General features: G+C 41.9%; 5 protein-coding genes and 2 pseudogenes. 3 read left to right on the forward strand and 4 right to left on the reverse strand.

The window, feature by feature from the left end; translation table 11 throughout:
- Positions 1-55 precede the first annotated feature (55 nt).
- The 3 genes from ilvD to HWQ23_RS20500 all read left to right on the forward strand — a co-directional run bounded on the left by ilvD (position 56) and on the right by HWQ23_RS20500 (position 4,852).
- Positions 56-1,741 carry a dihydroxy-acid dehydratase gene (gene ilvD / locus HWQ23_RS20490; protein ID WP_292831976.1) on the forward strand — a complete coding sequence of 562 codons (1,686 nt, stop codon included), beginning with the start codon at positions 56-58 and terminating at the stop codon, positions 1,739-1,741.
- A gap of 213 nt (positions 1,742-1,954) precedes the next feature.
- Positions 1,955-2,332: a hypothetical protein gene (locus HWQ23_RS20495; RefSeq protein ID WP_292831980.1), complete on the forward strand. Its 378-nt coding sequence runs from the start codon at positions 1,955-1,957 to the stop codon at positions 2,330-2,332.
- A 30-nt stretch (positions 2,333-2,362) separates the two neighbouring features.
- The gene (locus HWQ23_RS20500; RefSeq protein WP_292831983.1) at positions 2,363-4,852 is read left to right on the forward strand and encodes a caspase, EACC1-associated type; all 2,490 of its coding nucleotides are present in this window, start codon (positions 2,363-2,365) and stop codon (positions 4,850-4,852) included.
- 60 nt (positions 4,853-4,912) lie between these two features.
- On the opposite strand, the pseudogene HWQ23_RS20505 reads toward HWQ23_RS20500, so the two are convergent.
- The 4 genes and pseudogenes from HWQ23_RS20505 to HWQ23_RS20520 form a co-directional block, all read right to left on the reverse strand.
- A pseudogene (locus HWQ23_RS20505) lies at positions 4,913-5,206 on the reverse strand (Uma2 family endonuclease); the annotation flags it as partial.
- Positions 5,207-5,242: 36 nt separating this feature from the next.
- Positions 5,243-5,614 (reverse strand): annotated as a pseudogene (locus HWQ23_RS20510) (Uma2 family endonuclease); the annotation flags it as partial.
- Between the two features lie 193 nt (positions 5,615-5,807).
- Positions 5,808-7,724 (reverse strand): sensor histidine kinase, encoded by a 1,917-nt coding sequence (locus HWQ23_RS20515; protein WP_292831986.1) that lies wholly within the window; start codon positions 7,722-7,724, stop codon positions 5,808-5,810.
- A gap of 37 nt (positions 7,725-7,761) precedes the next feature.
- The gene (locus HWQ23_RS20520) at positions 7,762-13,806 is read right to left on the reverse strand and encodes a trifunctional serine/threonine-protein kinase/ATP-binding protein/sensor histidine kinase (RefSeq protein ID WP_292831989.1); all 6,045 of its coding nucleotides are present in this window, start codon (positions 13,804-13,806) and stop codon (positions 7,762-7,764) included.
- Between the last annotated feature and the right edge of the window lie 1,068 nt (positions 13,807-14,874).

Here is a 14,874-nt window from a genome sequence, read left to right on the forward strand (position 1 = left end):
CGGAAAAATTACTACCTATCATACTCATACATGCAAGTCAGAGGATGATGTAACTATGTCGGAGAATTTGAGAAGCCAAATTGTGACGCAAGGGGTGCAGCGATCGCCGAATCGAGCTATGCTGCGGGCAGTTGGTTTTAAAGATGAAGATTTCAATAAAGCCATTGTAGGTATTGCCAATGGCTATAGTACGATTACTCCCTGCAACATGGGGATAAATCAACTGGCACAAAGGGCAGAAGTTGGTATTAAAACCGCCGGGGCGATGCCGCAAATGTTCGGCACAATTACGATTAGCGATGGGATTTCGATGGGAACTGAAGGGATGAAATATTCCCTAGTGTCGCGGGAAGTCATTGCAGACTCCATTGAAACCGCCTGTACTGGACAAAGTATGGATGGTGTGCTAGCGATTGGCGGTTGTGATAAAAATATGCCAGGGGCAATGCTGGCGATCGCGCGGATGAATATCCCGGCTATCTTTGTTTATGGTGGTACAATTAAACCCGGTCACTACAACGGACGCGATTTAACTGTTGTTAGTTCTTTTGAAGCTGTTGGTCAATACAGTGCCGGAAAAATTGACGAAAAGGAATTATTAGAAGTTGAAACTCGCGCTTGTCCTGGCGCTGGTTCCTGTGGGGGAATGTTCACGGCTAACACCATGTCTTCAGCATTTGAAGCGCTGGGAATGAGTTTGCCTTATTCTTCGACAATGGCCGCGGAAGATGCTGAAAAAGCCGACAGCACGGAAAAATCAGCGTTTGTGTTAGTCGAAGCAATTCGCAACCAAATCTTACCCCGCCAAATTATCACCCGTAAATCTATAGAGAATGCCATTTCTGTGATTATGGCGGTGGGTGGTTCGACAAATGCAGTGTTGCATTTCTTAGCGATCGCCCGCGCTGCTGATGTAGAGTTAACCCTAGATGACTTTGAAACTATCCGCGCCCGTGTTCCCGTTTTGTGTGATTTAAAACCAAGCGGTAAATATGTAGCTACAGATTTGCACAAAGCTGGTGGCATTCCGCAAGTAATGAAGATGCTACTTGTGCATGACTTGTTACATGGTGATAGCCTTACTATCACTGGTCAAACGATCGCAGAGATATTAGCAGACATACCAGAAGAACCATCCGCCAATCAAGATGTGATTCGTCCTTGGAATAACCCGATGTATCCCCAAGGGCACTTAGCCATCCTCAGAGGTAATCTGGCAACAGAAGGATCTGTCGCCAAAATTACCGGCGTGAAAAAACCAGTAATTACCGGGCCAGCACGGGTTTTTGAATCGGAAGAAGCTTCTTTAGATGCAATTTTGGCGGGTAAGATTCAACCTGGTGATATTCTGATCATCCGCTATGAAGGGCCTAAGGGCGGGCCTGGGATGCGAGAAATGTTGGCTCCCACCTCAGCAATTATCGGTGCTGGTTTGGGTGATGCTGTGGGATTAATTACCGACGGGCGCTTTTCTGGCGGTACTTACGGGATGGTGGTTGGTCATGTTGCTCCAGAAGCCGCAGTTGGTGGTGCGATCGCGCTTGTAGAAGAAGGCGATAGTATTACTATTGATGCACCCGCTCGTTTATTGCAGTTGAATATATCCGAAGCAGAATTAGCGCGTCGTCGTGCCAACTGGCAACCTCCGGCTCCGCGTTACACTAAAGGCGTGTTGGCGAAATATGCCAAATTGGTATCTTCTAGCAGTATTGGTGCTGTGACAGATTTAGATTTGTTTTAATTAACCTAACGTAATAAACATCTCCGAAAAAGAATGTAGAGACGTAGCACTGCTACGTCTTTTTGATTTCTAGTAATTTTTACCTAAATTTTATGAGTTTTTGTAAAAATATTGATGAAGTTTCAGGAAATTTACACAGCAGCTATGATCTCAATAAAGAAATCATGGCAATATAGTTGACAGTCAACTGCTTAAAACTGAAAAGGGTACAAAATGAGTTCTGAATCTAACGTCAAACTAACGATCGCTCTTTCTAATCCCAGCTTAGATGCAGAAGATCAAGAACGGGAAACGCGAAATCTGCTACGAGAGATCAGAGACTTAGATGTAGAAAGTGCTGAACTCGTACCAGTTACAGAAATACCCAAAGGAGCCATGTCTGTTGGCGGTTTTCTGGTAGGGGTGTTGCAGACAGAGGTTAGCCTTGCCAATTTTAAGAAATTGTTGGGATATTTGGGCGATCGCTTGGGTAACAAAACCGTTGAATTGGAAGTCGAGGCGAATGGCAAAAAACTGAAAGTCAAAGCCAGCAGTCGGGAAGAGTTAAGAGCCGCCATTGAAGAAGCTCAAAAGTTTATTGCAGGTAACTAAGAAATTCTAGCAGTAAGAAAGAATAACGAGATGGCGAAAGTAGCACTGCTAATAGGAGTCAGTGAGTATGAACCTGGTCTTACCCCATTGCCAGCAGCAGCAAAAGATGTCGAGGCGATGCAGCGAGTTTTGCTAAACCCAGACATTGGCGGTTTTGATCGCGTAATACCGCTGATAAATCCTCAACAACATGAGATGGGGGTAGCGATCCAAACCTTGTTTGATGGTCGTCATAGAGATGACCTCTTGCTGCTGTTTTTCTCTGGACATGGCATTAAAGATGAGACCGGTAAGCTTTATTTTGCAGCTCGCAACACCCGCAAAAATTTACAAGGGAAAATTTTTGAAGCAACCGCAGTAGCGGCTAGCTCTGTGTATAAGTTCATGAGTGATAGTCGCTCTAGGCGCGAGGTAGTAATTCTTGATTGTTGCTTTAGTGGCGCATTTGCTGAGGGGATGTCAGCGAAAGATGATGGTTTTGTTGATATCAGAAACCAATTGGGTGGAGAAGGGCGAGCTGTTCTGACATCTAGTACCTCAACCCAATATTCTTTTGCACAGCTAGGAGCAGATACTTCAACTTACACCGGCTATATAGTTGAGGGGCTGGAGACTGGTGCAGCAGATAAGAATGAAGATGGTTGGATTTCCGTTGATGAATTGCATGAATATGCTACTAAGGCAGTACAAGAAGCTACTCCTGCAATGAAACCAGAGATATATGCTATCAAAGAAGGCTATAAAATAAACCTTGCTAAAGCACCTATTGATGATCCTAAGCTCATATATCGTCGAGAAGTTGATTATTGGGTAAGAGACGGTGAGATTATTAATATGGGTCGTATTCCTTTAACTAAGCGACAAAAAGAGTTAGCACTTAAACCTGATGAAGCTTCTGCTATCGAGGCTGAGGTTTTAAAACCTTATCAAGACTACAAAGAAAATTTACAGGAATATCAAAAGGCGTTCATCGAAGCAACTCAAGGTAAATTACCTGTTAGTGACAATACTCGTGCTGATTTGAAACGTCTTCAACAAGCGTTAGGACTTAGAGATGAAGATATAGCGCTAATCGAAGCTCCAATAATTGCCGAAAACTCACCTAGCTTACCTCCTCCACCCCTGCGAAATAGCAATTTTAAATACTATATAAAAGTTTGCATTATTGGAATAATCGGAGTTGTTGTTGGTGGTACTGTTGTATCTTTCTTTCGGCCTCCACCTCAAACCTGTGCTAATAAAGAGCAGTATAGTTTAAATGGCAGAATTAGTTTGGGTGAAAAAATTTTATTAAAACAAGATACAAACCTGGAGAAAGAAGCTGGAGTGAAAGCATTTGCTCATGGTGATTGTCTAACTGCTATTATTAAATTCCAGGCATATCGAGCAGCAAATCCTAGTGATCCAGAAGCATTGATTTATTTGAATAATGCTAAGGCTCGTCAGCAACAAAATCAGATCAAAATTGCCGTGAGCGTACCCATTGGCGAAAGTCCAAATATAGCAAAAGAGATATTACGCGGTGTGGCTCAAGTTCAAAATCAAGTAAATAACAGTAATGGAATTAATGGCAAAGCTTTGGAAGTGGCGATCGCAAACGATGATAATGATCCAAACACTGCCTCAAACATTGCCACTGAGTTTGTTAAAGATATCAGCATTTTAGCTGTAGTAGGACATAATGCTAGTCGTGCTTCAATCCCCGCAGCTTCAGTATATCAAAACGCTGGGTTAGTGATGATATCGCCTACTAGTTATACCCGAAACATTACTTCTATTGGTAACTATATTTTCCTTACTGCTCCCAGTGTTAGTTCCATAGTAGATAGTATTTCTCGTTACGCCATTAGTGAGAGGAAAAAAACTAATTTTCTCATCTGTGTCGATAAAAATCCAGATAATCGGTCGGTTAAGGATCGTTTTATCGAAGCGATCACAGGGGCTGGCGGCACTATAAATCCCATAGATTGTAATCTTGATGACTCTAAGTTTAACCCACAAGTAGTCCTTTCTCAAGCTATGAATAGAGGTGCTAATGCCTTAGTATTAGCTTTCTATATTGACAAATCAAGGGACAAAGCTGGGCGAGGTGGTGCGTTAATAAGAGCTAATAAAAGTCAGTTAGCTTTATTTGGTACTCCGTCAATGTATACCGACGAAACCTTAGAAGAAGGGCAAAATATCAACGACATTACCACGTCCGTACCTTGGCATCCTACAGCATTTCCTAATAATCCTTTTGCATCAAATGCTATGGAACTTTGGAAAGCGCCTCTAACTTGGCGAACAGCGACATCTTATGATGCAACTCTAGCGATAGTTAAAGGTTTACAGCAAAGCAAGACCCGTGAAGACCTACAAAAAGCCCTACACAGCCCAGGTTTTTCAGTCAATGGTGCAACAGGAAAGATTCAGTTTTTTACACAATCAGGCGATCGCAAAGATAATGCCGTCTCCTTAGTTAAAGTTAAACAAATACCTGGCACTCATAAATATGAATTTGTACCGATTAAACCTTAATTTTGTAGCTTTACTTAATAGCGATCGCACTTACTAATTCTGATATTTCCAAATAGCGATCACATCCCAACCTTGTCTTGAGTTATTGCCGTCAACATTTAGTACTACAAAGAAATCTGGGCCTCGGAAATCACGGTTACGAACTTGGGCGCTGCTGTAGTAAATAAACATATTGCCCCCAGTGAAGAAATCATTCCGGTCAGCCCAAGCTTGTTGCAGTGACCGAATCAACACATTCATCGCAATACGGTGGCGATTTGATTCCAAGGGTTCTCCGTCATCAAAAATTAAATCTGTGGGTGGTGTGGGGTGTTCCCAATCTAGAATGGCTCTTGGGTTGTTTTCAGTAGTCATGAGCGATCGCCTTTCTCAAAAAGCCTTAGATTTTTATCATAAATTATTCTTAACCCAATCTCGAAAATTACGCATAGCTTGACTTCTCCCAATTGTTAAACACTGCTGAACATACTTATTAACTAATTCAACAATTGGGATATCAGGAAAATTTGGACTAGATTCAGATTTTATATATTTTCCTTCTTTTAGCAACGAAATTTCTAAACCTTGTTGTGTATGTCGCCAAAGTTCAGGAACTCCCAAAATTTCATAATTCTCAAATCGAGTCCGAGAAGTAATATCAATTTCGATTGCTAAATCTGGTGGTGGATCTATATTTAAATCAATGCGATTTTTCCCAATTACAGCAGCTTGATTTTGAATATAAAAACTGGTATCTGGTTCTACCGCTTGCCGCGATCGCTCAAAAGTTTGTAGTAAGGACTTTAGTCCTGATAATCTCTGCTCTAAGCGATAAATCGCTCACTACAAACTCAGAGTTTAATTATCTCTACCTACTTTAAAGTATATCGCCTTTGACCAGGAGTGTAGAAATTAGTTAAAACAAATCCTTCACAGAATCTTCGGCTGTTTTAATGTTCTGAGCAATTCTGAATTTTTAGTTTTTACTTGTTAAAGGAATACGGATGGTAAACTCTGTACCACATCCTGGGGTAGAATCAACTTCGATAGTTCCTGTATGTTTGTCTACAACAATTTGATAGGCGATCGCCATTCCTAATCCGATTCCTTTGCCCACAGGTTTAGTAGTAAACATATGGTCAAATACCCGTTGTTTAACATCCTCAGACATACCAATACCATTATCGTAAATCTGAACGATCGCGTCATGATTGGATTCGTCAATTTGGGTTTGGATCTTAATTTGATTAGAGTTGGTTTTAATATCCTCTAAACTCAGTTTTTGGCTGGCTTCTTCCAGTGCATCGATCGCATTCATCAGAACATTCATAAACACCTGATTAAGTTGCCCTGCGTAACATTCTACTAGGGGTAAATCACCGTATTTCTTAATGATCTGAATTTCTGATTGATTTGGCGTGGCTATGAGGCGACGGTTCAGAATCATCAGAGTGTTGTCTAATCCTTCATGAATGTCTACAAATTTCATGTCTGCTTCATCAAGACGGGAGAAATTACGCAGCGATAGCACAATTTCACGAATGCGTTTGGTTCCCACTTGCATTGATGTCATGAGTTTGGGTAAATCTTCTGCCAGAAACTCAATATCAAGGTCTTGGGCGCGATCGCTAATTTCTGGTGTCGGATTTGGGTAGGTTTGTTCATAAAGCTTTAGCAAATCGAGGATGCCTTCAGTGTAAACACTTGCATGGTTGAGGTTGGCATGAATAAAATTAGCGGGATTATTGATTTCGTGTGCCACCCCAGCAACCAGTTGTCCCAAGCTAGACATTTTTTCGGTGTGGATGAGTTGAGCTTGGGTATTTTGCAATTCTTTCAAGGTTTTGCTGAGTTGTTGCGCCTGCTGGCTGGAAATCAAGGCGCGATCGCGAATCTGTTCATATAGTTGCATCTGTCGCCATGCACCGATCAACCCAACCACCAGCAATCCTCCCAAAACCGTAGCTAACAGGTTCAACGCCTGCAATGGCGATTCAATATTTTCTTGTGGCACAATCAACGCTACCGACCAATTTGCCTCTCTCAGGGGAGTGTAAGCAACATAGCTCCACTTACCATCCAGTTGAGCCAATTCAATGTTTGTGCGTTTAGCCACCATTTGTTGGGTAATTTCAACTAACCTGGGATTGGGGGACTTGAGAAAACTCTGGCCGACTTTTTCCCGTGTACCAATTAGTTCCCTGTTGGGATGGGCGATGGGAATTCCTTGAGAATTCAGCGCAAAGGCATAGCTACCCTTGCCTTGACGTAAATTGCTGATCACCTCAACTACTCGGTTAATCGGAATTCCTCCCATTAACACACCTGCTGGCTTTGTGCCTGTTTCAGCAGGAATCGGCGAACTAATCTGAATCTGTAACTGTTTGTTTGTGCGTCCAATAATTGGATCGGCAGCTATCGTTTCACCCGCCATACTCCGCTGAAAAAACTCTCGATCTTTAACATTGGGACGAGTCCCCTGAGTATTAATTAATGTACCATCTGGTGTGGCCAACGCCATCAGCAAAAACGTTTGCAGTCGTGTCACCTCAGATTGCAAGTAAGGTTCCATCACAGACCAATCCATTGATCGCACCACAAGAGAATTTGCCAAAGTCTTAATTTCTGTCTTCCGAATCGCTAACCAGTTATCAATATCATCCTGACCTTGGTGTGTTTTTAACAGTACTTGCTCCTTGAGACTATCGAGCAACAACCCCTTAACAATGTTGTAACTAGTGATAGCTGTGAGGCTAATGCTAAAGGATAAAATCACGACAATTGATAGCAACAGTAAGTTTCGCGATCGCCATTTCAATGAGTAGTAATTTTTTTTTGTTTGGGCATATTGTCGAGGGTTGATTTTCAACCAAATTTTGCGTAATTTAAGCATTATCGTCTATAGAACTCTTTTGGATTTTCAATTGTGATTAGTGTTTTTGAGTAGAGATTTGAATGACAAACTCTGTTCCCTGTCCAATTTCTGAAGTGCAAGAGAGTGAACCACCATGTGCTTCTACGACAATTTGACGAGCGATCGCTAATCCCAATCCAGTGCCTTTTCCTACAGACTTGGTGGTGAACAAATGGTCAAATACTCGTTGCTTCACCTCCGGCGACATCCCCACGCCATTATCGGCAATCTTAATCAAAATGTGCTGACCTGATTCGGCTACACGGGTTTGAATAGTGATGCAATTGGGGTTGGCTAGAATAGCTGACATACTCCGCTCTGTATTGTATTCTTCAAGTGCATCTATGGCATTTGCCAACAAGTTCATAAACACCTGATTGAGTTGTCCAGCAAAGCATTCCACTAAGGGTAATTTGCCATAGTCTTTTACCACCTCAATTTCTGGACGGCTTTCGTTAGCTTTTAAACGATGTCTCAGAATCAAAATAGTACTGTCAATGCCATCGTGAATATTAAAGGGCACTTTGTAATCTTTATCTGCTCTGGAGAAGGTTCGCAAACTGGTACTGATACTGCGGATACGGTTAACACCCAGTTTCATCGAATCCAGCAACTTAGGTAAATCTTCGCGTAAATAATCCAAGTCCATCGCATCAATTTCGTCTTCAATATCTGAGCCGGGTTCTGGAAATTTCTCTTGGTAAAGTTTAATTAGCCCAAACAAGTCGTTGATATAATCTTTTGCTGGTTCTAAGTTGCCAGCAATGAAGCCGACAGGATTGTTGATTTCATGGGCAACACCTGCTACCAAATTACCAAGGGCAGACATTTTTTCACCCTGCACTAATTGCAATTGCATCGTTTGGAGTTCTTCCAAAGCTTGTTCTAATTGTTGCTTTTGCTGTTGCAATAATTGTTGTGCTTGGTGGTATTCGGTGATGTCTTCAGATGTACCAAGGATGCCAAAAACGTTTCCTTCTTTATCTTTTAGAGGAATTTTATTTGTATTCGACCAGATTGGTTTTCCGTCTGCTTTCTGCACGGTTTCGATAATATTGAGTTCAGCTTGTCCAGACTCCATAATGCGGCGATCGCACTCGACAAAAAAATCTGGTTCCTCACCAGTCGGGAAAAAGTCGTAGTCTGTTTTACCAATAATCTTTTCAGACATTCCATTGGCGAAACTTTCAGCAAAGTTATGGTTACAGCCTAAATAAACACTATTGCGGTCTTTCCAGAAAACAGACTGGGGGATATTGTCGATAATTAACCGCAAGAATTGTTCAGCCTGTCCAAGGTTTTCGAGAGTATCTTGTGCTTGCTGATAAAGTCGGGCGTTTTCCAGAGAGATTGCAGTTTGAGTGCATAACAGATTTAGAATTTTGACGCGATCGCTGGTAAACGCGCCAGTGGTAAGATTGTTTTCTAAATACAAAATCCCTAACAGTTTGCCTTGATACAGAATCGGCGTACACAGCAAACTTTTGGGTTGCTGACGAATAATGTAAGGGTCAGCTATCAGCGCCGGATCCGCTGTGGTATTAAAGATGACGGTAGGTTGCAAGCTACGTTTGACGGTGTAAATCAGGCTATGGGGAACGTCTGCGCTATCCTCAATAAAAATTGACTGTAGCACGGTTGATTGCTGCCCAACTTCAGCACTCGCCTCAACTACCAATCTACCTTTTTTAAGCAGTAGTAACACACACTTATCTGCTCCAGCATTTTCAATCACCACTTGCAGCAGTTTCGTTAGTAATTTATCCAGTTCGATTTCACTTGAAAGAGTTTGAGAGGCTTTGAGAACTGTTGCCAAATCTAGCATTACTGATATATTGCTGCTAGAGGTTACTGATTTATTAATGCTTGGGTTCAAGGTAGCAATGCTGTCAATATTTGTGAACGTCTCATTGGGCGTGAGTGGCGATACTCTTTCAGAGTCACTGAGTCCTGCGGACACGCTACGCGAACGTGAACGCTTCTGTTCTAAGATGGGGGCTAGCAATTGTGGATAACGCTGTTCTAGGTCATCGACTTTGGCTTTAGCGCCCCAGCGTGTGTAGCAATAGTAAGCATTAATCAAATACTCTTGGGCAATGCGTTCTTTGCCCCATTCTAAATAAAACTTGGCTGCGAGTTCATTGGCAAGAGCTTCTTCGTTGAGGTATTCGTTTTCTTTGGCTTTAGCAATGGCGTGATCGTATGACTCGATTGCATTCATGTAGTTGCCAGAAATTCTGGCAATTTCAGCAGATAACAGTAGATATCGATGCAAAAAGTTTTCTGGGCAATTATTTGCCCAGGTTTTCTGGGTTTGTTGATGCTCTCGAATAATTTCCCAATACTGTTTTTTCTTCTCTAATGTCGCATTGGGATAGAGAGCTACCAAACTGAGTGGATAATAGAAATAATACTGAATAATTGGGAAAAAACCAGAGTTGGAAGCAAGGGTTTTCTCAGCTTCTTCTGCCGCTTTCACAGCATCTGCATAGCGCCCATAAAGGTACGATAATTGTATTTTGAGAAAGCAGTACCAATTAATTCCATGCTCAAAGTTATTTTTCTGTCTCCAAACTTCTATATAGGGAATATCTTCGCGATTGCCATCTTCTAATAAATCGGTGTTTTCAGATATGCCTTGCAAGTTCAGTAGGAACTGCTGCTGTAAACTAAAGGCATACAGCATATTAGCATCATTCACCTGTTGCACATAGCCGAGATATTTCTCCGTTTCCGTGTAGACATTTGATAGGCGATCGCCCTTAATTAACATCGCCCAAATTAGAAACGAAACTGCCCAAACGCCAAACACCAAATTTCCAGTTTCTTGACTGACTTGGAATGATTGTTGAGAAATTGGCAAATTCGTTTTTAAATGCTGATTATAGGGATTAATCGTGTGTGCAAAGATATTATTGGTCTTAGGAATAAATTCGGTGCTATTGAAGTGGTGATCAAGTTTTAGTGCTAACGTACCGAACTCATAAGCAGTTTGATAACTTCCTTGATTTGCCAGACTCATCCCATACAGACAGTAAGCAAAACCAGAACTTTCTGTATTGCCATATTTCAACGATAAATTGATCATTAATAGAGGAGCCAAGGAACTGAGGTTTTGATCTCCTCCCATATAAGCTGCTGCCCAAAGGTCAGTTAAAAGACCCATACAGACTTTCTTATCTGGATTTGTCATCTCAGGCAAATCGAATAAATCTGCTGTACGAAGCGTTTTAAGTTTGGCTTTTAGTTCTTGAAGTTCAGTTTCGATGGCAGCTTGCTGTTCTGAGGAAGTGACTGGTAAATGCATATCCATGATGCTCAAACCTTTCAGCCCAGCTTCAAAGCCAGCTTCGATATTTTCACCCTGAGTCATTTTCAGGTACATCTGAATTCTATAAATATCTGCCTGTTCAAACTTATCTTCGCTATGATTCAAAGCGAGGTTGAATAATCTATCTGCTTCGTGAAAATTGCCAGCAAAATATTCAGACTCCGCAGATTCTCGATATAATCCAAATGTGAGTTTATAGTTAGTTTGCCAACTTTCTTCTATTAGCAATTCTCTGCCTAACGTAAAATATTTAACGGCTGCTCTATAAGCAGTAGAAGCTTTCGCCTTCTTCCCAGCAATTAGATTCAGTTGAGCCAGTTCATATCTTTGGGATTGTTGGGTAATTATGTCAATCCCCTCATTTAACTGATTAACAATATCAAAAATGCTGGCTTCAAGTGCTTCAGGCAATGTATTGCGTAACAGTAATTGCCCAATTTTTAAATGAGTAGCTTTTCTTTGAGATTCAGGAATTAGAGTATAGGCAGCTTGCTGAACACGGTCATGGAGGAATTTGTAAGAACAGGATTCAGGAAAATTGTCTTGCTGAAATTCGGAATTTTGAATTCTGGAGCCTGACTCCTCTTGATAGAACTTGTAGACCTCATTGGTAGGGATAATCAACCCATCCTGCACAGCTTTCCAAAAATATGCGGCTGTTTCCACCTGGGATTTTTCATGGACGATCGCTAATGTCGCTAAATCAAATTGGTTGCCCACACAAGCCGCTAACTTCAAGACTTCTTGAGTCTGTGTTGGCAACTTCCGAAGTTGAAGTGCCATAAACTCTACTACATCATCGGTAAGAGCGAGCGATCGCACCTGAGTAATATCACATTCCCACCCCCCCCTCAGTCCCCCCTTACCAAGGGGAGCCAGTGCGTTGGGCGGCTCTGCCGACTTGTTCGCTCTTAGCGTTCCCGCAGGGTAGCATCTGGCGTGGGACTGAGGGGGGTTAAATGTAATTAGTTTATCTTGATGTAGCACTTTGAGAAACTGGGTGCTGAAGAAAGGGTTGCCTTTGGTTTTGCTCAATACTAACTCTGTTAACGGCGCGGCTAAAGCTACCGAGCAACTCAATGTATCTGCAATCAAATGATTGATAGAAATCTGATCGAGGGGAGCTAAGGTAATCGTATTGACTGTAGCGCCTAACTTCTGAATCTCTCCCAAAGTCAGCATCAACGGATGTACTGGGTTGACTTCGTTATCTCGATAAGCACCAATTAATAGTAAATAACCGATGTCAGCTTCGCTCATTAATAAATGCATTAACTTCAAAGAAGCAGAATCTGCCCATTGCAGATCATCAATAAAGATTACTAATGGATGTTCTCTTGTCGTGAAGACTTGAGTGAACTTCAAGAACAGCAAATTGAAGCGATTTTGTGCTGCACTACCAGAGAGTTCCGGCACAGGAAGCTGTTTACCAATCATACTTTCCAGTTCTGGAATCACCTCAATTATCACTTGTCCGTTCTCACCCAAAGCAGAGAGAATTTTGCACTTCCATTGCTCGAATTGAGCGTCACTTTCAGTCAGCAGTTGCCTGATTAAGTCTCGAAAGGCTTGCACAAAGGCAGAAAATGGGATGTTGCGCTGAAACTGGTCAAATTTACCTTTAATGAAATAACCCCGTTGTCGGACTATTGGCTTGTGGACTTCGTTAACCACAGCAGTTTTGCCAATCCCAGAGAAGCCTGCTACCAAGATAATTTCAGTGCTTCCCTGACTGACATTTTCAAAGGCATCCAGTAAGCTTTGAACTTCAGTTTGGCGACCGTAAAGTTTTTCTGGGATGATGAAGCGATCGCAAATATCCCGCTCACCTAGTTTAAAGGATTTAATCGAGCCAATTTCCTGCAATTGATTCAAACATTTTTCTAAATCAAATTTCAGCCCCAATGCACTCTGATAGCGGTCTTCAGCATTTTTCGCCATCAATTTCATTACAATGTCACAAAGAACTTGGGGAATCTCTTCGGTGTTTTCTGTCCCCTTTCCCCTTTCCCCTAAAAGTGGTGGAACTTTTGCAATATGACAGTGAACCAACTCCATCGGATCATTAGACTCGAAGGGTAGCTGTCCGGTAAGCAGTTCAAAGAAGGTAATACCAAGGGAGTAGTAATCGCTGCGATAGTCAATTCCGCGATTCATCCGCCCGGTTTGTTCCGGGGAAAGGTAAGCGAGGGTACCTTCTAAGACATTAGGACTGTGAATTTCCTGGGTTTCTCTAGGTAAAAGAGAGGCAATACTAAAGTCAATCAACTTGATTTGCTTAGTTTCCGGGTTAATCAGGATGTTGGCCGGCTTGATGTCTTTGTGGATAACCCGATGGCGATAGAGTCCGTCAAGAATATTGCTCAGAGCGATCGCAATATATAAAAATTCCCAGACATTTCGATTACTCCCTATTGCGGTTTTCATCCATTCTTTGAGAGAAATACCGCCGAAATCTTCCATTACCAGAGCATAACTGTTGCGGTAGAGTTCCAAGCTGTAGGGACGAACAATACTTGGTAGGTCGAGATTTTTGGCTATGGTGTACTGATTGCAAAAGTGGAGCAGTTCGCTGAAGTTGGGATACTCTTGCTGAAGCAGTTTGATAATCACCGGCAGTTCATCAGCCTCTCGAATTGCACGGTAAACCACGGTTCTAAAGCTTGTATAAAGTTGCTCACTAATTTGATAGCCTGGAATTTGGGGGATCGGCTCAACTGCTGGATTCATTTGTATTAACTCTTCTTGAAGCTAAACTTATTATTAAAATAGGACTTACCTATTGACAGAAATAACTAAATGTGCATACCGATTTTCCGGCATTCAAGTTTGATTTTTTCACTATTAGCCAGCGATGCCTACGCTAGCGATCTAAAGATAGTGGACAATAGCCTGAAACGACCGAATTTCGTTACACACATGAAATTCATTTTGTATAGTGCGTAAGTCCTATAAAAGTATTTTTCCCAACAGTTAGCTTTTTTGAACTCAGTTACAACTTATTTACAGCAATTTTCCTCTTAAATAGACCACGCGGTAGGCGCACAGAAAAAGCTCATTGGGTGAACTTCAGGTGAAAGCTCCTCTAGAGCAAGCTTTTAGAGATTGTCTCGAAAAGAAGTCTCTGACTCGAATGGCACTAAGAAAAGCCCAAAAGCCTGTGTAGCCTCGTTCCCAGCCTCCAGGCTGGGAATATATTCTGAGAGGCTCCGCCTCTGGTCAAGAAAGAGGAGGCTCCGCCTCCCAGAATGGGTTAAGAGCCTGGAGGCTCTTAACCAGTCAGGGCAAGGGCTGTATCTTAACTTAGTGCCATTCGTCTCTGACTCTTAATGCCTAATATGAGAGCTGCCGCCTCTTGACTTGACTTGCGACAGCAGCCCAATGAGGTGCATTTCCAGCCAAAGGTGACACGCATTCAAAAATAAAAAAATACCCCACAATATAAGTAGAGCGGTGTGAATAATTCAAGGTTTGTAGTGAGGGCTTCAGCCATCATTTGAGGACTAAAGTCCTCACTACGAACTAATCTCAAGATTTTTTACATTACTTAATCTAGTTTGATTTATTCTCACCGACTTACTTAGATAATTTATTTATTGGAAATCCTTAACCAGGTTTTAAAGGAGTTTTAGAGGTTGTTTGAAAAGTATTATTGCTAACATCTAAGCCTCCCAAACCTACCACACTGGGCCCACCTTCTTTACAAGTGAATCGGGGTTTCAAAGCTTCTCGACCTTTCTCTTAGAGGGTGTTTATAAATAAAAAATAAAGAGCACCATAGTAATTCCCCCAGGACAG

This window comes from Nostoc sp. JL33, from assembly GCF_017114985.1.
Lineage (GTDB): Bacteria > Cyanobacteriota > Cyanobacteriia > Cyanobacteriales > Nostocaceae > Nostoc.

What these genes read in the sequence shown, in the direction of transcription:
- HWQ23_RS20500 (WP_292831983.1), top strand. Translation starts at nt 2,363, where the DNA reads ATGGCGAAAGTAGCACTGCTAATAGGAGTCAGTGAGTATGAACCTGGT.
- HWQ23_RS20495 (WP_292831980.1), top strand. Translation starts at nt 1,955, where the DNA reads ATGAGTTCTGAATCTAACGTCAAACTAACGATCGCTCTTTCTAATCCC.
- HWQ23_RS20520 (WP_292831989.1), bottom strand. Translation starts at nt 13,806, where the DNA reads ATGAATCCAGCAGTTGAGCCGATCCCCCAAATTCCAGGCTATCAAATT.
- ilvD (WP_292831976.1), top strand. Translation starts at nt 56, where the DNA reads ATGTCGGAGAATTTGAGAAGCCAAATTGTGACGCAAGGGGTGCAGCGA.
- HWQ23_RS20515 (WP_292831986.1), bottom strand. Translation starts at nt 7,724, where the DNA reads ATGCTTAAATTACGCAAAATTTGGTTGAAAATCAACCCTCGACAATAT.